This window comes from Stenotrophomonas maltophilia group sp. vghtpe118 (genome assembly GCF_052605195.1).
The window spans coordinates 715,075-737,141 of sequence record NZ_CP199672.1 but is presented as its reverse complement, the minus strand read 5'-3'; the positions used below and the strand labels follow the sequence as shown (position 1 = coordinate 737,141).

Here is a 22,067-nt window from a genome sequence, read left to right as displayed (position 1 = left end):
GCACGGGGCGTCCGGAGATCATCAGGTCGTCGGCCAGCGGCCGGCACTACTCCTCCAGGCTGGCGTTCCAGAACCCCTGCAGGACGCCGGGCGTGGTCGCCAGCGTGGCCAATACCGCATCGAGTTCGCCCGCATCGACGGTGGTGGCATACAGCACCGCTTCGATCTCCACGTCGCGCTCGCCAAACGGGCGCTGGTCGACTGCGCGCACCGGGTACTGTGCCTGTTCAAGCAGCAGCAACAGCTGGTCCAGCACCTCGGCCTGTTGCTCGCGCTGGCAGACCACGTTGATCGCATAGGTCGCTTCGCTGAACGCTTCCGGCAGCGGCTGCCGCTGGATGCGGTTCACCACCGGCCGCAGCAGGGTGTTGGCGGCCAGCACGAACACCGCCGCCAGCACCGCTTCCGGCAGCAGCTTGATACCCGCGCATGCACCCACCGCCGCCGAGCCCCACAGGGTGGCGGCGGTGTTCAGGCCGGACACCTGCGCACCATCCTTCATGATCGCGCCGGCGCCCAGGAAGCCGACGCCGGAGATCACATAGGCCACCACATGCAGCGGCGACGGCGGGCCGCCGTACAGGTCATGGAAGCGCACCGCCAGATCGACGAACACCGCCGCTCCCACCGCCACCAGGGTGTTGGTGCGCAGGCCCGCGGTGCGTTGGCGCAGCTGCCGTTCCAGGCCGATGGCCGTGCCAAGCACGAACGCCACCGACAGGCTGATCAGCGAACTCAGGGTTGCGCCGGCGTTGAACGCCGGCAGGTTCGGATTGATGTCCATTGTGATTCTCCCTGGACAAGGCGGCGGGCGCTTACTGCCAGCCGTAACGACGGATGTAGAGCCGCTTCAGCGCAGTGGTCAGCACCGCGTAGCCGAACAGGATCGCGACCAGGAACGGCCAGTAGCCGGCCGGCAGCGCCTGCAGCTTGAAGTAGCCGGCCAGCGGGCTCATCGGCAGGGCCACGCCAATGGCCATGATCAGGCCGGTCATCAGCAGCAGTGGCGGCGCGGCGATGCTCTGCAGGAACGGCAGCTTCGGCGTGCGGATCATGTGCACGATCAGGGTCTGGGTCAGCAGGCCGACCACGAACCAGCCGGACTGGAACAGGCCCTGGTCGGCCGGCGTGCGTGCATCGAACACGTACCACATCAGCGCGAAGCAGCTCAGGTCGAAGATCGAGCTGATCGGCCCGAAGAACACCATGAAGCGGCCGATGTCCGCCGGGTTCCACTTCAGCGGCCTGCGCACCAGCTCTTCGTCCACGTTGTCGAACGGGATGGCGATCTGCGAGATGTCGTACAGCAGGTTCTGCACCAGCAGCTGCAGCGGCAGCATCGGCAGGAACGGCAGGAAGGCCGAGGCCACCAGCACCGAGAACACATTGCCGAAGTTGGAGCTGGCGGTCATGCGGATGTACTTCAGCATGTTGTTGAACGTGCGCCGGCCCTGGATGACGCCTTCCTCCAGCACCATCAGATTCTTTTCCAGCAGGATGATGTCGGCGGCCTCCTTGGCGATGTCCACCGCACTGTCCACGCTGATGCCGATATCGGCTGCGCGCAGCGCCGGTGCATCGTTGATGCCGTCGCCGAGGAAGCCGACCACCTTGCCCTGTGCGCGCAGTTCGCGCACCAGGCGCTCCTTGTGCAGCGGCGTCAGCCGGGCGAACACGCGATGGTGGTGCAGCGCCCGCGACAACGCGCCGTCATCCATGCGCTCGATCTGCGGCCCGGTCAGGATGGTGTCGGCATCCAGTCCCACCTGTGCGCACACACGCGCGGTCACCAGTTCGTTGTCGCCAGTGAAGACCTTGACCTCGACGCCGTGTGCGGCCAGCGCCTGCAGCGCCTGCGCGGCCGATTCCTTCGGCGGGTCCAGGAACGCCACGTAGCCGACCAGGGTCAACCCGCACTCGTCCGCCTGCGAATAGGCGGTCTGGCTGGCTGCGGTCTCCTTCATCGCCACCGCCACCACACGCAGGCCTTGTTCGTTCAGTTCCTCGGTGGTCTGCCGCACCCGCGCCAGGCGGCGCTCGTCCAGTGGCATGTCCTGGCCGTTCTCGCGCACGGTGCTGCACACCGCCAGCATCTCTTCTACCGCCCCCTTGCAGATCAGCTCGTGGTGATCCTCGCGCTCGGAGACCACCACCGACATGCGGCGGCGCTCGAAGTCGAACGGGATCTCATCCACCTTGTGGTAGTCCTGCGACAGCCGCAACGAACTCTGCAGCTCCACGTGCTCCAGCACCGCGCGGTCCAGCAGGTTGATCAGGCCGGTCTGGAAGTGACTGTTGAGGTAAGCGAACTTCAGCACGTCTTCCGAATCGTGGCCGAACACATCGGTGTGGCGCTCCAGCGCGATCCTGTCCTGGGTGAGCGTGCCGGTCTTGTCGGTGCACAGCACCTCCATCGCGCCGAAGTTCTGGATGGCGTCCAGGCGCTTGACGATCACCTTGCGCCGCGACAGCAGCACCGCGCCCTTGGCCAGGGTGGAAGTGACGATCATCGGCAGCATTTCTGGCGTCAGGCCCACCGCCACCGACAGCGCGAACAGGAACGCCTCGGTCCAGTCGCCCTTGGTCCAGCCGTTGATCAGCAGCACGAACGGCACCATCACCAGCGCGAAGCGGATCAGCAGCCAGCTGACACTGTTGACGCCGGCCTGGAATGCGGTGGGCGCACGGTCGGTGGCGGTGCTGCGCTGGGCCAGCGTGCCGAAGTAGGTGCGGTTACCGGTGGCCAGCACGATGGCGGTGGCCGTACCGGACACCACGTTGGTACCCATGAACAGCAGGTTGTGCTGTTCCAGCAGGCCGGCCAGGCCATCGCCCGGGTGCGCGAATTTCTCCACCGGCAGCGACTCGCCGGTCATCGCCGCCTGCGCCACGAACAGGTCCTTGGCATTCAGCACGCGGCAATCGGCCGGAATCATGTCGCCTGCCGACAGCACGATGTGGTCGCCGGGCACCAGTTCACGGATCGGCAGGTCCAGCAGGCGTGCAGGGCGACGGCTTTGCAGGCGCGCGCCGAAGCACTGGTCGGCCACATCCGCAGCCTCGGTGCCGGGATTGCGGCGCAGCACGCGCGCAGTGTTGCCGACCAGTGCCTTCAGCCGCTCGGCCGCTCGGTTCGAACGACCCTCCTGCACGAAGCGGATCAGCGTGGACAGCAGCACCATCGCACCGATGACGATCGTCGCCTTGATGTCCTCGGTCAGCCAGGACACCGCCGCCAGCACGGTCAGCAGCAGGTTGAACGGATTGCGGTAGCACTGCCACAGGTGGCGCCACCACGGCAGCGGCTTCTCGTGATCCACCTCGTTGGGGCCGAGCGTGGCCAGTCGCTCCTCGGCCTCGTGCGGGCTGAGGCCATCGGCATGTGATTCCAGCGTGGTCAGCAGCTCGGCTTCGTCCTGCTGGGCGAGGGTGACCAGGCCGGTGGTGAGCGCGAACGGCGCGGCCTCGGCGCTGCCAGGGCCGAAGCCGGCTTCGGGCATCGCACGGCGGCGGAACAGGTTGCCTGCGCGACGGCTGCGCAGGAAGGCATTGAACCAGGCGTTGAGCAGGCTCATGGGACTCTCCTCGAATGTCAGAGCCGGCCGCGGCCGGAACACGAACGGAACGGTTGGAACAGGTCAGGCGTGGCGCATCGCCAGCACCGCTGGCGACCACGGCTGCATGCGCAGGCGCTGGCTGCCACCGATGCACAGTGGCTTCATCGCGTCGCGCAGGGGATAGGGCAGGTGGCGCAGCACATTGATGCGCTCGCTGATCGGGAGCAGCGACAGCGCGTCGGCCACAACGCGTGGCGAACCGAGCGACAGCGAACGGGCAAACATGATCGGGCCGTACTGCAGCAGCTGGCTGCGCAGGGCGGCAACATCGCGCTCGCCGATCAGGCGACGCAGGGTGATGTACAGGATCTTGTAGGACATGGGGGCGATCTCCAGGCAGGCGGCGCCTGGCGGTCCCCCGTCACTCAGGCAGGCAGGGACCGGCGGGCAGGCGCCAGGAACAGGCAGCAATCAGGCATACGGGTCGCGGTGCGCCCGGAAGGGTCGGGGTCCATCTGCGTCTCCATGAGGGGAGGGGGCCGGCCAGGGTTGCCCTGGCCAGTGGTGCTATTGTCCGCGCCTGAACGGGGCAGGCCTAGAGGCCGGTGGGTTAGCCCGGCTATACCTTGGTATAGCCGGGCATGCACAGCGCCAATCGAGGGTTCAGTGATGGATCAATGCGAAGCGCTGGTCTGCTTGCACACGTCGTACTCGCCATGGCTCAGCGTCTTGTCACGGTCGGTATCGCAGGCATGCAGGCGCTCGGCCCAGTCCGGTGCCACCGCATCGACTTCCGCCAGGGTGACGATGCCGTCCTTGTCCTTGTCCAACGATTCATACGGCGGTATCAGCTTCACTTCGGTGACGTCCTCGTCGGCGGTGGCCCTGCTCGCCTCCTGGGTCCTGGAACAGGCGCCCAGCAGCAAGGCCGCAGAAAGCGAGAGTACAATCGGAAGGTAGCGACAAGCGATCATGGCGTGCTCCTGAAGAAAAGGCGGACGACCGGTGCGGTGGTCACGGCCGGATCTTCTGCGGGAGGCTGTAAGCGGGCTGCGAAGAATGGGGCCCGTCGACCATTGCCGGTGGGCCGCCATTCACCGGGCCGCGCAGAGGCGATTGCGCGCGGAGGCCTTGGGGGCGGTGGCTCGACGGAGACGCCTCGGTAGAGTCAACTGCTAGTGCAGCGCGGGGCCTTCAGCTTCCTGCCAAGAGCAGTCGACTAACAGTCCACTCTACCCTCGAACGGCAGGAAGCCGGCCAGCGGCCGGCACTCCCGTCTGCTTCAGAAGCGGTCTGCAAAGGCGTCCGTGGCTCGCACCAGCGCATCCACCGTGGCCGGCTCGTTGGCACTGTGGCCGGAGGTCACCATCTCCAGCCGCGCTTCCGGCCAGGCCTGGGCCAGGTCCCACGCACTGCGCGGTGGGCAGATGATGTCGTAGCGCCCCTGCACGATCACGCCCGGCAGGTGACGGATGCGATCGATATCGCGCAGCAGCTGGTCGGGTTCCAGGAAGATGCCGTTGCGGAAGTAGTGCGCCTCGATGCGGGCCTTGGCGAGGGTATCCAGCGGATCATCAGTGGACTCGGCGTCCACATCATGCTGGAGGGTTGCCGCGTTGTCTTCCCAGCCGAGCCAGGCCTGCGCGGCTTCGATGCGGGTCGCCTCATCCGGGCCATCCATGCGCGTCCAATAGGCCGCAATCATGTCGCCACGCTCAGCCTCCGGAATGTAAGCCTCATAACGGTCCCAGCGCTCCGGAAAGATCCAGCGCGCACCGCCATCGGCCTCGGCGAACCAGCGATTCTCCATTTCGCGGCCGAGGAATACGCCGCGCACGATCAGGCCGGTGGCGCGCTCGGGATGCGCTTGTGCGTAGGCCAGTGACAGGGTCGACCCCCAGGAGCCGCCATAGACCAGCCAACGCTCGATGCCCAGGTACTCACGCACTTTCTCGATGTCGGCCACCAGGTCCTGCGTAGTGTTGTCGCGCAGCTCGCCGAACGGTGTGGAGCGGCCGCTGCCACGCTGGTCGATCAACACGATGCGGTAGCGTGCCGGATCGAAGAAGCGGCGATGGGTGGGTGAAATGCCCGCGCCTGGGCCGCCGTGCAGGTACACCACCGGAATGCCGTCCGGTGTGCCGCACTCTTCGACATGCAGCGTGTGCAGATCGCTCACCGGTAGGGTGAACTCGCGGTAGGGCTCGATGGCGGGGTACAGGGTGCGCATGGCGGGTGTCTCACAAGCAGGGGCGGCCAGCATAGCGCCGCCACCTGCGGGCTGCAGCGACGGGCTCCTGCGCGGCGCTGGAAATGGGCTGGCCGATGCGCATAAGCTTCCGCGATGCAAGCGACCACGACCGGGACGTCAACCTTCAACTTCACCCTTGGCAGCGGCGCGCGCGAGCTGTTGAAGTGGATCGCACTGCTGGCCATGACCGGTGATCACGTGGCCAAGGTGGCCTTCGGCGGCTACGTGCCGGTGGTCAGCGAACTGGGGCGTATTGCCTTCCCGCTGTTCGCGCTGGTGATGGCCTGCAACCTGGCCCAGCCCGGGGCCGACCTGCGCAAATCGATACGCCGGCTCGTGCTTTGGGGGTTGATCGCCCAGCCAGTGCACGCATTCGCGTTTGGTTCCTGGCTGCCGCTCAACATCCTGCTTACTTTCACTCTGGCGGCCGTGGCCGTTCATGCGCTGGCGAACCATCGGCCCGTTCTGCTGTTGCTGGCTGCCGGCGTGCTGCCGATGTTCGTGGATTACCAGTGGGCGGGTGTCGGATGCGTGCTGCTGGGATGGATCGCGTTCCGGCATCGCGCGTGGTGGCTGTTGCTGGTCGGGCTCGCAGCGGTGTGCTGGGCCAACCACAACGGCTGGGCATTGCTGGCCGTACCGGTGGTGCTGCTGGCCGCGCGGGTGACATGGCCACTGCCGCGCTGGCGGTGGGTGTTCTACGGGTACTACGTGGGACATCTGGCGGTGCTGGCGTTGATTGCACATCTGCTTGCGTAATGTCGGAACTGGCGCGTCGCCTGTCTTGAATGCCGGATGCGGTCAAGGAATGCGCGGTGCCGATGCGGGTGAAGCATGCCGCCATCGGCATGGTGCAAGTTGTTGAATCTTCGGCTCGATTGTCGATATGCGACAATGCTGCCACTGCGTGAACGTTGCTGTCTTTGCACGTGGGTTGTTGGCGCCTGCCACCCCGCCGTGCACATGATGGATTGCCGCCGGAAAAGGGTGGCCGGGTGTGGAAACCCGTTTAGCTATGCGTTGTTTACGCTTGCCAGCCGGCGTCGCCTTGCGCGGCGCCGGCTGGCATTCCGTTCGCGTTCCATGGCGGGCGGTACGTGGGGTGCGCGCAAGCGAACCCACCGGGTAATGACGCTTAGCTACCGGTTTCCACACACGTACCGTCCGCCGCCTTTGTTAAGGGCGGTGGTCCCGCATGCCTTGCACGGAAACCTGCCATGGACCGTTCGGACATTCCCCCTCTGCGCACCCAGTACGCCCCGGCCAACGCCGATGAGGGCGAAGAAGTGCGCGCGAAGCCCGACCCCAACAACCTCATCGCGCTGCTGCACCAGATCGGTCTGGGCGTGGCCGCCGACGGCCAGCCCTGGCCCGAGCGCCACCAGCTGCCAGTCCGCTGCCTGGCCCTGGCCGACAGCGACGGCGCGTTGGCGGGGCTGCGCATCGTCAACGAGATCCTGCTGGCCGCCGAGCGCGCCCGCCAGAATGGCGGCCCGGAACAGTACGTGGGCGATCGCGTGATGGAAGGTCTGAAGCTGGCCGCGCTGGCGCTGACCAATCACGCCATCTTCCGCCTGCATCCCGAGTAGAGCCACGCCATGCGTGGATGCTGTTGGCGTGGAGCCGAGCGTGGGCTCGGCTCTACAGAATATTCGCATCCTGCCTGGATGCCGTTGGCGGATGGCCCCGCGTTCTGTAGCGCCGAGCCTACGCTCGGCTCACCAGACAGAACCGGGCCGAGCATGGATCGGATCTACAGGGGTTCCGCGCCGCCTCAGAAATCCATCGTCGCCGAGAACAACATCGTTCTCGGCGCTCCCAGCGCCAGACTGGATAGCAACGGCATGCTCCAGAACGCCTTGTTGGTCACGTTGTTCACCGTGGCGCGTAGTGCCAACGGTCGACCCGCCACGGTGGTGCTGTAGCGCGCGCCCACGTCAAACAACGTCCGCCCCGGCACCGACAGGCGGTTGTCGGCACTGATGTACTGCTTCGACATCGCCGTGGCATTACCGGTCAGGGTCAGGCCTTCCAGCGCGGGCACATCCCACTCCACGCCCAGCTTGGCCTGCCGCTGCGCAATTGCCGTGGCCATGCGGCCTTCATTCACGCCGCCCGCCGTGCGGGTCAGCTTCGGCTGCACGTAGGCCACGCCACCCAGCAAGCGCACGCCGTCCAGTGGCGCACCGAAGAAGCCCCATTCCACGCCGCGGTTCCGCTGTTCGCCGCCGAACGAGAAGATATTCGTGACCGGGTCGGTGTAGCTGCTGGGCCGCTTGATCTCGTACACGCTGAAGGTGTGCGCGAAGCGGCCCAGGTCCAGCTTCAGGCCCAGCTCCTTCTGCCTGGTGCGGAACGGCGCGAACACATCGCCGGCATTGGCGGCGGTCATCGGCGCGGTGGCGCCCTGGCTGAGGCCCTCGATGTAGTTGGTGTAGAGGGAGATCGTGTCGGTGGCTTTCACCAGCAGCGCCGCTGCCGGCGTGGTGGCGCTCTCGTCGTAGCGTGAGGTGCGCGCACCCGTGGCGACGTTGAAGGTCTCACTGACCACCTGCTGGCGGCGCACGCCCAGGGTCAACTGCACGCGTTCATCGGCGAAGGACAGGGTATCAGCGAAGCCGAGGCTGTCCAGCCGCAGTTCGGTATGCGAGATGTGCGGCGCTACGAACGGCGCGGCCGGGCCCCACACCGGGTTGTAGAGGTTGGTGGTCCAGTCCCAGCCCGGCACGCTGCGGCGGCCGTAGTCGTTCTGGGTGTGCTGGTAGTGGGTCACGTTGGCAGCCCACTGGTGGCCGACCCTGCCGGTCCGGAACGAACCGCGCAGGCCGGCATCGCCGGACTGCTTCCTGATATCGAAGGCGAGCTGGCCGATCACCGTGGTGAAGTCGCCGGCCGGGTTGAGGATCTGCGCGCTGATCGAACCGTTGTAGCGGTAGTCGGTCCTGCTGGTGCCGTAGGCCAGGTAGGCCATCAGGGTATCGTTGATGTCCAGTTCGCCGCGCAGCATCGCGCCCTTGTCCTGGCTGTCCACGTAGGCCCAGTCCGGGTTGATCAGCGTATCGCCACGCGGCGGCCGCGGAATGGCGACGCCGGGTGCCAGGCCGACGCCACGTGCGGGGCCGTCAACACGGTCATCGGCGCTGTACAGATCGGCCGACAGCCGCGCACGTTCGCCGCGCCAGTCCAGTGCCAGCGAACCGAGCTGGACCTTCTTGCGCTGCTTGCCCACGGCGCCATCGCCATCACGGTACGCGCCGTTGAAGCGGATGCCGAACTGCTTGTCCGCGCCGAGCCGACGGCCTATGTCCACATGGGTGCCGAACTGCGCGTCGGAGGCGAAGTTGGCGCTGACCCGCAACAGCGGCTGCTGGCCGGCGCGCTTGGGCACGAGGTTGACGCTGCCACCGACCGAACCACCCGGCGGCATGCCATTGAGCAGCGCGGAGGGGCCCTTCAGTACCTCGATGCGTTCGAACATTTCCGGCGAGGTGCGGTAGTAGGGCGCCATGCCACTCAGCCCGTCGAAGGTGGTGTCGCTGGTGCTGGAGGCGAAGCCGCGGATTGCGTAGTTCTCGCTCCAGGAACCGGTGACGCCGTTGCTGAACACCGTGGGGTCGGTGGCGGCGATGACGTCGGTCAGGTCCTTGGCCTGGCGGTCGCGGATGAAGGACTCGGTGTAGCTGACCGTACTGAACGGCGTATCCATGAAGTCCTTGTCGCCGAGCAGGCCGATACGGCCGCCGGCGGCCACCTGGCCGCCGGCATAGTCGCCGGTCACGCGGCGCTGTTCCTGTACCTGCACCGAGGGCAGGGTGGACGGCGCGGTTTCGGCCAGCGCGGCACACGATGCCATCAGGCCAAGCGCGAGCGCCGATGCGCGGTAGCGCCGGGCCAGGCCGTGTGGAAGTGGCTGGCTGCAGGACACGGCGGCAGCTTGGTTCTGTGAAGAGGAGAAGGGGGATACGGTCATACCAGGGTCCTGTGAATCGCGAGGGCGAGCGCGCCTGGCGCGCGGCCATCGGCAAGCACGGGGGAGGGCGCAGCGCGGGGTTGTCGGCTGGGTGGGGACCTGGCGGGAAGTGAGCCACGGGCTCGATCCGGACGGCGCCATGATTGCGAACCAGACGCATTCCGAATTAGTTGAGTAAATTAAACTAAAGAGACCAAAGCGGACAAGAGGGTCCCTTTGCTGGCACCCTCGGCAGGGTATGAACATGCAACGCGAAACCACGGTGCCGTCTCGCGGCCGTCCACCGACCATCACCCCCGAGCGCCTGGCCGACATCGGCATCCGCCTGGGTCTGCCCAACCTGACCATGGCCAATGTGGCCGCCGAGCTCGCGGTCACCCAGGCCGCGCTGTACAAGCGCGTTGCGAACCTGGAGGCGTTGAAGCGGCTGGTGGCCGAAGCCGTGTTCCAGCGCTGGCAGATTCCGCGCGCGTCGGCCGATGCGGCGGGCGGCCTGCAGGGCTATCTGATGGTGTTCGTGGAATCGTTGTGCGAGGTAGTGAAGGCGCATCCCGGGTTGCCGCCATACCTGCTGCGGCGCACGGTGGCGACCGCGCCGATGCTGGAAAAGATTGCCTCGCACCAGGCGCACGTGGCCGAAGTGTTCGGCCTGCCGATGGACAAGGCGCGCTGGCTGCTGGCCACGATCGCGTTCTACTGCATCGCCGGCGCCGACACCATCTACGCGATTGCGGATGACGAAGAGGGCCAGGTGATCACCGAGTTCAAGCAGGGCATGCAGGCGCTCGTGATCGGGTCGTTGCAGTTGTTGGATGCGGACGGCGATCTGTAGCGTTGGTCGTGCCTGTTGGCCCTACGGGCGGGCACATCTGGGACCTGTCCTATGTGTGGCCAGGTGTGCCCGGTCTAGCCTAGGGCTCCGAGTCCTTCCATCACCTTCCGGAGCCCTTATGGATGCCACCCTCCGCGCGTCGTGGTCCCAGCGAATGCTGGCGTGGCTGAAGAAGGAGGCCGCGCCGCTGCTGATGCTGCTGGGCCTGTTCTTCGTTGCACGCGACACCCTAGCCAACCATTACGTCGTGCCGCGTGGTTCAATGCAGCCCGCCTTGCAGCCGGGTGACCGCGTCGTTGTCGATATGCGCGCGTACGGCCTGCGCCTGCCTTTCAGCGGGCTGAAGCTGATGGGCGCCACCGTGCCGCAACGCGGCGAGGTGGTGGTGTTCGCTTCGCCGGCCGATGGCGTGCGCATGATCAAGCGCGTGGTGGCCGTGGCCGGCGACCGCGTGCGTCTGCAGGATGGGCGCCTGAGCGTCAATGGACGCCCCCTCCAGATGACCTATGCGAGCGGCGTGGAACGGTTTGGCAAGCGGCACGCCTGGCTCGACCTGACGCATGGCGGAGGCCCGGACATTGCCGATGTGCAGGTACCCTCCGGCAAGGTACTGGTGCTGGGTGATCACCGTGGCAACAGCCTGGACGGCCGCTTCTTCGGATGGGTCGATGCGGACCGGATTTATGGCCGCGCGATGGCGGTGTACTACCGCCGGGGTGAGGGCGTGGTCTGGCAGCGCCTGTAGTTGGATCCGGTGAAGGGTCCGGGTGCGATGAGCGCTAGCCCTCGGGGGAATTGCCGTGATCCCATCCACGCATGGCGTGGATCTACAATGCAGCCATGCCTGCCACGCCTACCCTTGAAGATCTGCGCCGCTACGCGGTGGCGCGCACCCTGTTCAAGCCGACCACGCTGTTGACCGCGATCCGGCGGCTGGGCTTCGTGCAGGCCGACCCGATCCGGGCACCGGCACGCGCGCAGGATCTGACCCTGCGGCACCGGGTGAAGGACTACCGCGCGGGTGATCTTGAACGTCGTTATGCGCGCTTGCCGGTGGAAGAGGACTGCCTGGTGAACTACGGATTCCTGCCGCGCGAGCATCTGGCGCTGATGCACCCGCGCGTGTCCAAGCGCGAGTGGGACGCCGAGACCCATCGCCGCGCGGCCGACGTGCTGGCGTTCGTGCGCGAGCGCGGCAGCGTGCACCCCCGCGAGGTCGACCAGGCGTTTGCGCATGGGCGGGTGACCAACTACTGGGGCGGCACCAGCAATGCCAGCACCCACCTGCTCGATGGCATGCACTACCGCGGAATGCTGCGCGTGGCGCGGCGTGACAACGGCACCCGTATCTACGCCGTGGCCGAGCATGCCGAGGCGGATGCCAGCGAGCAGTCGCAGGTCGAACGCGCGGCCGCCCTGATTGATCTGGTGGTGCGCAAGTACGCGCCGCTGCCATCGGCCAGCCTGACCTACCTGGTGCGCCTGCTGGGCTATGGTGCACCGCATCTGGCCGAGCAGACCCGCAAGGCATTGGCGCTGGCCAAGCAGCAGCTGGCCCGCTGCTCGCTGGAGGGCACCACCTGGTACTGGCCGGCAGACGAGAATCCACGCTCGCGCAGGCACGCGCCAGACGATCAGGTGCGCCTGCTGGCGCCGTTCGACCCGGTGGTGTGGGACCGCCGCCGTTTCGAGTTGCTGTGGGATTGGGTCTATAAGTTCGAGGCCTACACACCTGCGCCAAAGCGCCAGTATGGGTACTACGCACTGCCGGTGCTGTGGCATGACCAGGTGGTGGGCTGGGCCAACCTGAGCGTGTGCGGCGGTGAGTTGGTGCCGAACGTGGGTTATGCCGGAAAGTCGCTGGCCCGCGACAAGGCATTTCGTGGCGCGCTGGACGACGAGTTGCAGCGCATGGCGGAGTTCCTGTAGCCCCAAGCGGCGCATGGGTACCTATCTGGTGCCGGCCGCGTTGGTGTGTTCGTCTGTGATCGGGCTGGGCTTCGGCTGCTTCCCGGCACGCAGTGCTGCACAGCTGGACCCTATACAGGCACTGGCGGCGGAATAGGGCCGCCCGCTATGGCACCTGTAGAGCCGAGCCCGCGCTCGGCTGCACTCCGTTCAGGTCGCGCTGCACCGAGCGCTGCGCGCAGCAAGCCGAGCATGGGCTCGACTCTACAGCTACTCAGCGCACCTTGCCTTTGATTGGCACGCTTCCCGGCAGCTGGGAATAGCCGCTGTCACCCCAGTGGCGGGTGATGCGCTGGAAGAACAAGGAGTTGGGCACGCGCAGCAGGCAACCGCGCGCGCCTTCGCCACGATCACTCAGCGTGGTGTAGATCAGGTTGATGTCAACCACCTGACCGCACAAGCCCGGCTTGTCCACGCTTTCCAGCACCTCGATGGTGTCATTGATGCGGAACGGGCGCGTGGCGACGATCAGGAATGAACAGAACAGGTTGGACAACACGCTCCATGCAGCAAAGAACGCCACCGCACCGACCGCCATGAACCCGGTCAGCGCGGTCCACAGCACCGAGCGCGACACGCCCAGTCGCTCCAGTATCAGCAGCGCAGCCGCCAGATACAGCAGCAGGGCACCGCCGCGGCGCAGGCCCACATGAAGCTCTGGTGCCAGCCTGCCGCGCTGCCGCGCCTGCACCAGCAGCCACGCCAGGGCACGCACCATAACCCATGCGACGCCGAGGATGGCGAGCACCTCGGCCACCGGCACAACCACGGTCAGCCAGTCCTCAATCCAGGCGGGCAATCCGGCCATGAGGGGTCACAGTGTTGCCGCGCCGCCGGAGATGGTCAGCAGCGCACCGGAGGTGTAGCTGGCGCTGTCCGAAGCCAGCATCACATAGGCCGAGGCCAGCTCGGCCGGCTGTCCGGGGCGGCCGAATGGCGTCTGCGCGCCGAACTGTTCGACCTCTTCGGCGGCCATGCCTGCGGGAATGAACGGCGTCCAGATCGGGCCGGGCAGCACGGCATTGACGCGGATCTGATGCTCGGCCAGCAGGCCGGCCAGCCCCAGCGTCAGGTTGGCGACGGCACCTTTGGTTGCAGAATAGGGAAGGATGTTCGGCGTCGGCCGCTTGGAGTTGACCGATGCGGTGTTGATGATCGCACCGCCACCGCGCAGGTGCGGGACGCACAGTCGGGTCAGATTGAACACGGCATGCACGTTGGTATCGAACGTCCGCTTCCAGTCATCCAGGGTGATGTCGTCGAAGTGCTCGTAGTAGCGCTGGTAGGCCGCGTTGTTGACCAGGATATCGAGACCGTCCAGTTCGCTGGCCACGCGGTCTACGAGCGATCGCGCCTGTGCCGGGTCACTGATGTCGCAGGGTACCAGCACGGCTTTGCGCCCGGCCTGTTCGATCTGCTGCTGCACATGGCGGGCGTCGTCCTGCTCGCCATCGAGGAATGCGATGGCAACGTCGGCGCCTTCGCGCGCGAAAGCGATCGCCACCGCCGCGCCGATACCGCTGTCACCGCCAGTGATCAATGCCTTCTTGCCCTGCAGCAGGCCATGCCCGCGATAACTGTCCTCGCCGTGGTCCGGCCGGGGCCGCATCTGCGCAGTCTTGCCGGGGAAGGATTGCTGCTGGGCCGGGAAGGGCGGGCGTGGATAGTCGGGCAGGGCCATCGTCACTCTCCGAAAGGAAACCGGCGCCAGTCTCCCTCCAAGCGGGTAAACGGCTGGACGGCGCGGTGTCGTTGCAGCGTGGACGCCTGCGCGCGCGGCTTCACACTGGATGCGCGATGGTGGTCATGATGCTGTTGGCCGGTTGCCGTGAATCCAGCCGCGTGTGCTGCACGATGATCGGCTGGTCGGATTCGACGAGGGTGGCGAAGCCCGTTCCGCGCGGCACAGGTGCCGGATCCTGCAGGTCGTTGAAGCGCAGATGGCAGGTGCGCCGCGCCGGCACTGTAATCCGGTAGGGACCCACCGGATCGCGGTCCTCGAAGTAGAGGGTCAGCGTGACATGCGCGTCCTCGCTGCCGGCATTGAGGACACAGCAGGTTTCGTGACTCTGCATCTCCGGTGACGGGCCGTTGCTCCAGGCTGGAATGTAGCCCTCGGCGATAGCCCAGCGTCGATGCCCGATGCAGGGAGTGTTCGTTTCCATGACGCCGTTTTAGCTGGAGGGGTGTTGCCATCGTGTCCAGTCCCCGCACGGAATCCGTGATGACCATCGGCTACCACGCATCGCATGAGCAGTTCCCGCCCGCCACCTTGCTGGGCCTGGCGCTGCGCGCCGAACAGGCGGGATTCGAGGCCCTGATGTGCTCCGACCATTTCCACCCGTGGACGGCTGCGCAAGGGCAGTCGGGCCACAGCTGGGTGTGGGCCGGCGCGCTGGCGGTGCAGAGCGCGTTGACCCTGGGCATGGTGACCTGCCCGATGCTGCGCCAGCACCCGGCCTTGGTGGCACAGGCAGCGGCGACGCTGGAGCAGCTGGCGCCGGGTCGGATCTGGCTGGCGCTGGGTACCGGCGAGGCCCTGAACGAGCGCATCACCGGCCAGCCGTGGCCAGCCAAGCGCGAGCGGCAGAAGGCACTGCGCGCTGCGGCCGAGGTGATGCGGCGGCTGTGGGGAGGCGAGCGGGTCGACCACAGCGGTGGCTTCCAGGTGCGCCAGGCGCGACTGTACAGCCGACCGGCCCTTCCCCTGCCGCTGCTGGGTGCAGCCGTCACCGAGGAAACCGCACGCTGGATGGGGGGCTGGGCCGATGGCCTGATCACCATCAGCCAGCCACTTGCGCAGTTGCGGCGTGTGGTGGCGGCGTTCGAGGACGGCGGTGGCAGGGGCAAGCCGATGTACCTGCAGGCCAAACTCTCCTACGCGCGCGCCGAACAGGCGGCGTTGGACGGTGCGATGGAGCAGTGGAGCGCCAATGTGCTGCCACCGGAACTGGCCGAAGGCCTGGACCAGCCCGAGCAGTTCGAGGCACAGGCCCGGTCGGTCAGTGCCGAGGAGCTGCGCCAGCACGTGCATGTCTCGGCGGATCTTGGCCAGCACCGGGCCTGGCTGCAGGAACTGCAGTCACTGGGCTTCGATCGCATCTACCTGCACAACGTGAACCGCGAGCAGGACCGCTTCATCGATGATTTCGCCGAACACGTGCTGCCCGCGCTGCGCACTCAGGCGCCCTCGGCGGCCAGCCACGCGTAGCCGTGGCCCTGCAGGATGCAGCGGTTATCCTGCATGGTGGTGCCGTGGCCCACCAGCATACGCAGCGGGCCGTGCAGTGGCACCTCTACCTCAACCGGGTTGTCGCCGAAGTTGATCAGTGCAAGCGCCTGGTGGGGGGCCTCGCCGTAGCGGAGCATCAGCAGCGCAGGTGAAGGTGGGTCGAGCGTGTGTGGCCCCTGCTGCAGCACGGGATGGGCATTGCGTTGCTGCAGCAGCTCGCGCACACGCCGCAGCAGCGAGCCGGGCGTCGCGCGTTGCGCCTCGACATTCACTGTCCGGTAACCGTAAGCGCCGTCTGCCGGAGGCGCGCGCCACGCATGCCGTGGCTGATCGGTAAACCCCGCCCCTGGGCGGTCGTGCCAGTGCATCGGCATCCGCACGGCGTTGCGCTCGGACAGTTCCAGGCAGTCACCGAGGCCGATTTCCTCGCCATACCGGATCACCGGCACCTGACCCAGCGACAGCAGTGCGGCCCAGGCCATGGCCTGCCACGCGGTGTCGCCGTCCAGCATGGGCGCCAGCCGGCGGCGGATGCCGCGGCCATAGATGCGCATGCCAGGTTCGGGCGCGAAGCGCTCCATCACCGCTTCGCGTTCGTCGGGCCGCAGCTGCTCCAGGTCAAGCTCATCATTGTTGCGCAGCCAGGCGATGCGCGTGTGCGGCGGCGCCTGCGGTCCGTATTCGGCCATGACCCGGGCCACTTCACTGGCGTCGCCGCGCGCCAGGGCCAGGAAGAAATGATTGTTCAGATGGAAGTCGAGCAGGTTCGAAAGCCGCCGCCCCTGGCACAGGAAGTCACCGTAGCGGGACGCGCGGACATCCGCTTCGCCGATCAACGGCAGCCCTGGCTGCTGTGCGTCTGCCGTGGCGCGCATTTCCTCCAGCAGCCACAGCCCGTCGTCGCGCGGGTCCGCGTGGCGGGCGCGCTCGACCATGTACGGGACCGCATCCACGCGGAAGCCGGCCACGCCGCGCTGCATCCAGAACGTCATCACCCGCAGCAGTTCGTCGCGTACTGGCGCATGGGCCAGCTCCAGGTCTGGCTCGTGCCGGTAGAACATGTGCCGGTTGAACGCGCCGGCCTCGGCGTCCCATGTCCAGGCAGACGCCTCGATCGGCGGGAACATCGGCTGCACGCCGTCGTCGGGCACGTGGTCGCTCCACAGGTACCAGCGGCGCCATACCGGGTCGCCCCGCTGCGCGGCGACGAACCACGGGTGGGCGCTGGCCGTGTGCTGCATCACCAGCTCGACGATGATACCGATACCGCGTGCGTCGGCAGCATCGACCAGGCGCTGGAACGCGGTCTGGTCGCCCAGGCGTGGATCGATGCGGTAGTGATCGGTGACATCGTAGCCACCGTCACGGCCGGCGTTGCAGTAGAACGGCAGCAGCCACACATGGCTGATGCCGAGCCACTGCAGGTAGTCCAGCTTTTCGGTGATGCCATCCAGGGTGCCCCAGCCGCGCCCATTGCTGTCGCGGAACAGGTAGGGGTCGACCTGGTAGATCGCGCGCAGCGGGCGCACCGCCATGGGGCTTCTCCGACACTGGCCACGGGTGACCAGCCTGCTGTCGCCCGTGGCAGCGGTTGGTGAAACGGATGGCACCCTGTCGTGACATGGCATCCACGGACTCTGCATGCGCGGGCGCGCACAGTGAATGCTCATTCCCGGCGCCGAGGAGACTTCCTGCATGGCCCGACGCAAGACGCTTCGCATTGCCACGTTCAACGTCAACGGCATCGGCACACGCTTGCCGCAGCTGTTGGACTGGCTGCACAGGGAATCGCCGGATGTGGTTGCCCTGCAGGAACTGAAGGCGACCGACGCCGCGTTTCCGGCTTCAGTATTGGAAGAGGCGGGCTACGGCGCGCTCTGGCAGGGCGAGGCGCGGTGGAACGGCGTGGCGCTGCTGGCACGAGGGACCACGCCGGTCGAGAGCCGCCGCCGATTGCCGGGCGAGCCCAAGGACACCCAGAGCCGCTACCTGGAGGCGGCGGCGCACGGGGTCATCGTGGGTGCCCTCTACCTGCCCAACGGCAACCCGCAGCCCGGGCCCAGGTTCGACTACAAGCTGCGCTGGATGGCGCGCCTGATCCGGCATGCGCGCAGCCTGGTCGAGCTGCCGCACCCGGCGCTGCTGCTGGGTGATTTCAACGTGATTCCCACCGAAGCCGACGTCTACGACCCCAAGGCCTGGCGCCGCGATGCGCTGTTCCAGCCAGAGGTGCGCGAGGCCTTTGAACGACTGCTGGCGCAGGGCTGGACCGATGCGTTGCGGAAGGTGCACGGCGACGCCACGATCTACACCTTCTGGGATTATTTCCGCCAGCATGCCGAGCGCGACCGGGGGTTACGCATCGATCATCTGCTGTTGAACCCCGTACTGGCGTCGCGACTGAAGGACGCTGGCGTCGACCGCTGGGTACGCCTGCAGGAAAAGGCCAGCGACCACGCGCCGACCTGGGTGACGGTAAGCGCGTGATCAACGGGCGGCTGGGTCCTCGCGTCGCTCGCGGCGTACCCGTGCGCGGGTGCGATACAGGCGGCTGTCCGCTTTCTGGATGGTGTCGGCCACCGGCTCGCCGGGCGTGTTGATGGCCGCACCCATCGAGAACGCGCTGGGCGAGAGCGCGGCGTGGTCCTGGTACCAATGCTCCAGTTCGCTCAACCGGCCGTCCGCAGGCGCGACCAGTACCACCATGAATTCGTCGCCGCCCAGACGCACCACCGTCTCCTCCTTGCCCAGCGGCGAGCGCAGGAAGGTGGCGAACTCGACCAGCACGGCGTCGCCACGCCGGTGGCCTTGGGTGTCGTTGATGTGCTTGAAGTGGTCCAGGTCGAACATCACGCAGGCCCAGCGCTCGTCAATCAGTTCATCCAGCCGGTGCAGGTAGCGCCGGTTGTAGCACTGGGTGAGCGGATCCTTGAAGGACATTTCGCGCAGCTGCTGCTCCTGCATCCGCAGCGCGGTGACGTCCTGTGCATGTCCCAGCACGTAGGGCGGGCTGGCCTCGCTGTCGAGCACGTTGTGGTACGCCCAGTAGTGGCGCGTACCGTCGGCGGCAATCAGCTCGATCACGCCAGCGTCGGTGTGGTTTGCCTGGATCCGAGCGAGGTAGGCCTTGAAGCCCTCGCGTTTTTCCGGCGGCATCAGGTCACACAGGCTGCGCCCGATCATCTGGCTTTCCTCGAAGCCCAGCGACTGCACCGCCGCGGGATTCACCGAGGTCAATGTGCCGTCCAGCGTGTGGGTGCAGATCAGGCCCAGGCTGTAGTGGAACAGTCGCCGGTAGCGGGTTTCGCTCGCTTCCAGCGCGTCCAGCGCGGCTCGTTCGTCCGTGATGTCCTGGATCGCCCCGACCAGGCGCGGATGGCCGTCGACCTGTTGCCGGCTGCCGACCACCCGGGTCCAGATCGCGCGCCCGTCGGCGGTGGTCATTGGCAGCTGCACCTCCCAGGACGTGCCTTCGTCGATGCAACGCTGCACTGCTGCCCGGATGATGTTGCGGCTGTCTTCGCGATAGAACGACAGCGCGGTGCCGAGCGTCGGTTCAAAGTTGCTGCGCACGCCGTGCAACTGCTTGGTCTCGCGGGTCCAGCGCACTTCGTTGGTGACCAGGTCCATCTCCCAGCCGCCCACCCGGGCGGCGCGGTTGGTGCGCTCCAGGAAGTCCTCACTGCGTTTGAGCTCACGATGCAGCGCCTTGGCCTGGCCCACCTGCGCCATCAGCGTGCTGCGCTGCTCCAGCACCTGGGTGGTGACCCGGGCAAGGTGCACCATCAGCTCGCGCTGGGACGGAGACAGCACGCCGGGCATCGGATCGAGCAGGCACAGTGTTCCGATACGCGCGCCGTGCGCCGAGCCCAGGGGGATGCCAGCGTAGTGGCGGATACGCGGCCCACCCGTCACCAGGGGGTTGGTGGAGAAACGTGGGTCCTGACGCGCATCGGGTATCTCGAACAGCTCGTCCTGGCGTATGGCATGGGTGCAGAAGGAAATTTCGCGGGCCGTTTCGCTGACGCTTTCAAGGCCGATGTTGGCCTTGAACCACTGGCGGTCTTCGGCCACCACGCTGATCAGGCCCATGGTCATGCCGGTTGCGGCGCGGGCGGCGGCGACGATGGCATCGAACACCGGCTCCGGGGGCGTATCCAACAGGTGCAGTCGTTCGATCTCAAGCAGTCGTTCGGCTTCGTCCATGGTGCTTTTCAGGGCAGGGTGGCGAGGGCGCTTGCGGCGGCTGTCTGGGACTACGGTAGTCGGTACAGTGTTATGTATCGCTGTGACGGGGTGATGCCGGCGTGAGGTGGGTGCGTCGGTTCAGTGCTCGCGCAGCGATGCCTGCAATGCGGTCGCCAGCGCCGCGTCCCCGGACACCAGATCCTGCCAGCGCAACGCAATGCCCTTGCGTCGCCCCTTCTCCGCCAGCTTCAGGCCTTCAGGGTCCACAGTCAGGGTGTAGGGCTGGCCATCGATCTCCAGTTCGCGTCGCAACGGCTTGTCGAGAGGTGTCATCAACGTTTCCTTGCGGGGGCGGAGATGCGGCGTCGCCGCACCGATACGTGACGGTGGTCACGGACGTGCCATCGCCACGGGAAATCCACGGCTCGGGTGATGCCGATGCGAGGACCAACTTCCGGGTCGGACGGAGGCGGGGTGCCATCGCTGGCGATCACGATGCCATGGCTGCCGGTCACCAGATCGGCGCCGTCGAAGCTGCGGTCCAACCCGAAGGCCTGCGAGAGCTTGCCGGGGCCACTGGCCAGATCGTGGTCGCGGCGCGCGGCGGAACGCAGCTCGTGCATGCGCTCCAGGCCCGCCAGCGGCTCGACGGCCCGCAGCAGCACCGCCACGCCTTCACCGGCCTCTCCGCAGACCACGTTGCTGCCCCAGTGCATGCCGTACGTGAAGTAGACATAGAGGTGGCCGGCCTCACCGAACATGCTGGCCGTGCGCGGCGTTGGCCCGCGATAGGAGTGCGCGGCGGGGTCGTCGCTGCCGGCATAGGCTTCAACCTCGACGATGCGGCCAGCGCGACCATCGTCGCGCACCAGCAGCTTGTTGAGCAGCTCCGGCGCAACGTCGGTCGATGGACGCCGGTAGAAGCGGCGCGGCAGGATCTGCAGGGAGGCGGGCAACCAATCCGGCACGGTGGTGGCAGGCTCGGGAGAAAGACCGTGGCACTGTGGCATCGATCAGGTGAAACGGGCGCAGACGCCGCGTCATTCCGGCGCAGGCGGTGCGGCCAATGCAGCGCGCCGGGCGGCATACACCTCCGGCGTCTGCGGCTTGATGAACAGTGCCACCAGCTCCGGATACTCGCGCTTCACCGCCGTTTCGATGCGGGTGATGCAGGCTTCGATCTGCGGGGTCCGCCGGTCATCCTCGAACTCGGCGCTGAGCATGGCCACCACCTGTTCCGGGCCCATCTGCATGGTGGTCACCCCGTTGGCGCGGCGCAGATCCGGATCGGTTTCGGCCACCGCCATGATCCGCTCGGCCACTGCGGGATGGGCAGGCTCTCCGACCAGCAGGCCCTTGGTCTCACGGGCCAGGAGGAAGGCGGTGGCGGCCAGCACGCCAGCGATGCACAGCGACGCAACGCCATCAAGCACCGGCATGTCCAGCACCTGCGCGGCCACCAGGCCGATCAGTGCGAAGCCCAGGCCCAGCAGGGCCGCGCTATCCTCCAGCAGCACGGTAAAGGTGGAAGGATCCTTGCTGCGGCGGAACGCTTCGAAGTAGCCAAGTCTGCCCTTGGTGCGCCGGAACTCACGCAGCGCCACCCACCAGGAAGCCCCCTCGAACAGGATGGAGATGCCCAGCACGCTGTAGCTTAACGCGTGGTTGGTGGCCGGCTCCGGCTGGCGGATGTGCTGGATACCTTCGTAGGCCGAAACGCCGGCGCCGGCAGCGAACACCAGCAGGGCGACGATGAAGCTCCAGAAGTACAGTTCGCGGCCATAGCCGAACGGATGCAGGGAATCCGGCGCCTTGCTGGCACGGCGCAGCCCGTACAGCAGCAGAAGTTCATTCAATGTGTCGACCAGCGAATGCACGCCTTCGCTGAGCATGGCCGAGCTGCCGGAGATGCCGGCTGCGATGAACTTGGCCACGGCAATGGCCAGATTGCCTGCAAGGGCCGCATAGATGACGAGACGGGAGCCGGTGGGAGCGGACATTTCGGTGGCGGGGTGGGGCGGATGCCTGATCTTCCCGATCAGCGCGTGCCCACTGCGTGCACGGTGCGA

The 22,067-nt window shown here is 66.9% G+C and carries 22 protein-coding genes; 8 read left to right on the top strand and 14 right to left on the bottom strand.

The features are described 5' to 3' along the window. Positions 1-46: 46 nt before the first annotated feature. The 5 genes from ACUDTM_RS03525 to pip form a co-directional block, all read right to left on the bottom strand. A complete protein-coding gene (locus ACUDTM_RS03525; RefSeq protein ID WP_049448085.1) occupies positions 47-784 on the bottom strand; it encodes an MgtC/SapB family protein in 738 nt (245 codons plus the stop codon). A gap of 31 nt (positions 785-815) precedes the next feature. Further along, positions 816-3,575, bottom strand: coding sequence for a magnesium-translocating P-type ATPase (gene mgtA, locus ACUDTM_RS03520; RefSeq protein ID WP_445391153.1), 2,760 nt, complete (start codon positions 3,573-3,575; stop codon positions 816-818). 63 nt (positions 3,576-3,638) lie between these two features. Further along, complete coding sequence (locus ACUDTM_RS03515) at positions 3,639-3,938, bottom strand: hypothetical protein (protein ID WP_072167132.1); 300 nt, start codon at positions 3,936-3,938, stop codon at positions 3,639-3,641. Positions 3,939-4,231: 293 nt separating this feature from the next. Beyond that, the gene (locus ACUDTM_RS03510; RefSeq protein ID WP_188240955.1) at positions 4,232-4,531 is read right to left on the bottom strand and encodes a hypothetical protein; all 300 of its coding nucleotides are present in this window, start codon (positions 4,529-4,531) and stop codon (positions 4,232-4,234) included. Between the two features lie 308 nt (positions 4,532-4,839). Next, on the bottom strand, positions 4,840-5,787 hold the full coding sequence (gene pip, locus ACUDTM_RS03505) for a prolyl aminopeptidase (RefSeq protein ID WP_188240956.1): 948 nt from the start codon (positions 5,785-5,787) through the stop codon (positions 4,840-4,842). 114 nt (positions 5,788-5,901) lie between these two features. Here pip and ACUDTM_RS03500 point away from each other — a divergent pair, with 114 nt between their 5' ends. Together ACUDTM_RS03500 and ACUDTM_RS03495 are read left to right on the top strand one after the other, a co-directional pair. Continuing rightward, entirely contained in the window at positions 5,902-6,567 is a 666-nt protein-coding gene (locus tag ACUDTM_RS03500; RefSeq protein WP_088497561.1) for a TraX family protein, read from the top strand. A gap of 458 nt (positions 6,568-7,025) precedes the next feature. Next, a complete protein-coding gene (locus ACUDTM_RS03495; protein WP_353079958.1) occupies positions 7,026-7,397 on the top strand; it encodes a hypothetical protein in 372 nt (123 codons plus the stop codon). A 185-nt stretch (positions 7,398-7,582) separates the two neighbouring features. Here the strand turns inward: ACUDTM_RS03495 and ACUDTM_RS03490 are convergent, their stop codons facing one another. Then, positions 7,583-9,778 (bottom strand): TonB-dependent receptor, encoded by a 2,196-nt coding sequence (locus tag ACUDTM_RS03490; protein WP_353079959.1) that lies wholly within the window; start codon positions 9,776-9,778, stop codon positions 7,583-7,585. 244 nt (positions 9,779-10,022) lie between these two features. On the opposite strand from ACUDTM_RS03490, the gene ACUDTM_RS03485 reads away from it, so the two are divergent. The 4 genes from ACUDTM_RS03485 to ACUDTM_RS03470 all read left to right on the top strand — a co-directional run bounded on the left by ACUDTM_RS03485 (position 10,023) and on the right by ACUDTM_RS03470 (position 12,675). Then, the gene (locus tag ACUDTM_RS03485; protein ID WP_334271174.1) at positions 10,023-10,610 is read left to right on the top strand and encodes a TetR/AcrR family transcriptional regulator; all 588 of its coding nucleotides are present in this window, start codon (positions 10,023-10,025) and stop codon (positions 10,608-10,610) included. 118 nt (positions 10,611-10,728) lie between these two features. After that, on the top strand, positions 10,729-11,355 hold the full coding sequence (gene lepB, locus ACUDTM_RS03480) for a signal peptidase I (protein WP_353079960.1): 627 nt from the start codon (positions 10,729-10,731) through the stop codon (positions 11,353-11,355). A gap of 95 nt (positions 11,356-11,450) precedes the next feature. Beyond that, on the top strand, positions 11,451-12,539 hold the full coding sequence (locus tag ACUDTM_RS03475; protein ID WP_353079961.1) for a DNA glycosylase AlkZ-like family protein: 1,089 nt from the start codon (positions 11,451-11,453) through the stop codon (positions 12,537-12,539). Positions 12,540-12,552: 13 nt separating this feature from the next. Continuing rightward, on the top strand, positions 12,553-12,675 hold the full coding sequence (locus tag ACUDTM_RS03470; RefSeq protein ID WP_353080123.1) for a hypothetical protein: 123 nt from the start codon (positions 12,553-12,555) through the stop codon (positions 12,673-12,675). A 117-nt stretch (positions 12,676-12,792) separates the two neighbouring features. On the opposite strand, the gene ACUDTM_RS03465 is transcribed toward ACUDTM_RS03470, so the two are convergent. The 3 genes from ACUDTM_RS03465 to ACUDTM_RS03455 form a co-directional block, all read right to left on the bottom strand. After that, the gene (locus ACUDTM_RS03465; RefSeq protein ID WP_069138450.1) at positions 12,793-13,386 is read right to left on the bottom strand and encodes a mechanosensitive ion channel domain-containing protein; all 594 of its coding nucleotides are present in this window, start codon (positions 13,384-13,386) and stop codon (positions 12,793-12,795) included. Positions 13,387-13,392: 6 nt separating this feature from the next. Then, the gene (locus ACUDTM_RS03460) at positions 13,393-14,259 is read right to left on the bottom strand and encodes a glucose 1-dehydrogenase (protein WP_088497565.1); all 867 of its coding nucleotides are present in this window, start codon (positions 14,257-14,259) and stop codon (positions 13,393-13,395) included. Positions 14,260-14,359: 100 nt separating this feature from the next. Beyond that, positions 14,360-14,743, bottom strand: coding sequence for a sensory rhodopsin transducer (locus tag ACUDTM_RS03455; protein ID WP_088497566.1), 384 nt, complete (start codon positions 14,741-14,743; stop codon positions 14,360-14,362). Between the two features lie 59 nt (positions 14,744-14,802). On the opposite strand from ACUDTM_RS03455, the gene ACUDTM_RS03450 reads away from it, so the two are divergent. Beyond that, entirely contained in the window at positions 14,803-15,789 is a 987-nt protein-coding gene (locus ACUDTM_RS03450; RefSeq protein WP_353079962.1) for a TIGR03885 family FMN-dependent LLM class oxidoreductase, read from the top strand. Here the strand turns inward: ACUDTM_RS03450 and ACUDTM_RS03445 are convergent. After that, entirely contained in the window at positions 15,759-17,345 is a 1,587-nt protein-coding gene (locus ACUDTM_RS03445; protein WP_353079963.1) for an alpha-amylase family glycosyl hydrolase, read from the bottom strand. The genes ACUDTM_RS03450 and ACUDTM_RS03445 overlap by 31 nt on opposite strands. A gap of 160 nt (positions 17,346-17,505) precedes the next feature. Between ACUDTM_RS03445 and xth the strand changes: the two genes are divergently transcribed. Further along, positions 17,506-18,297, top strand: a complete 792-nt coding sequence (gene xth, locus ACUDTM_RS03440) for an exodeoxyribonuclease III (RefSeq protein ID WP_353079964.1) — start codon at positions 17,506-17,508, stop codon at positions 18,295-18,297. Here the strand turns inward: xth and ACUDTM_RS03435 are convergent, their stop codons facing one another. The 4 genes from ACUDTM_RS03435 to ACUDTM_RS03420 form a co-directional block, all read right to left on the bottom strand. Continuing rightward, complete coding sequence (locus ACUDTM_RS03435) at positions 18,298-20,016, bottom strand: sensor domain-containing diguanylate cyclase (RefSeq protein ID WP_353079965.1); 1,719 nt, start codon at positions 20,014-20,016, stop codon at positions 18,298-18,300. Between the two features lie 120 nt (positions 20,017-20,136). After that, entirely contained in the window at positions 20,137-20,331 is a 195-nt protein-coding gene (locus tag ACUDTM_RS03430; RefSeq protein ID WP_061480303.1) for a hypothetical protein, read from the bottom strand. Beyond that, entirely contained in the window at positions 20,331-20,966 is a 636-nt protein-coding gene (locus tag ACUDTM_RS03425) for a DNA-3-methyladenine glycosylase (RefSeq protein ID WP_088497572.1), read from the bottom strand. Before ACUDTM_RS03425 ends, ACUDTM_RS03430 begins: the two co-directional genes overlap by 1 nt. Positions 20,967-21,038: 72 nt before the next feature. Then, positions 21,039-21,998 (bottom strand): cation diffusion facilitator family transporter, encoded by a 960-nt coding sequence (locus tag ACUDTM_RS03420; RefSeq protein ID WP_072167118.1) that lies wholly within the window; start codon positions 21,996-21,998, stop codon positions 21,039-21,041. Between the last annotated feature and the right edge of the window lie 69 nt (positions 21,999-22,067).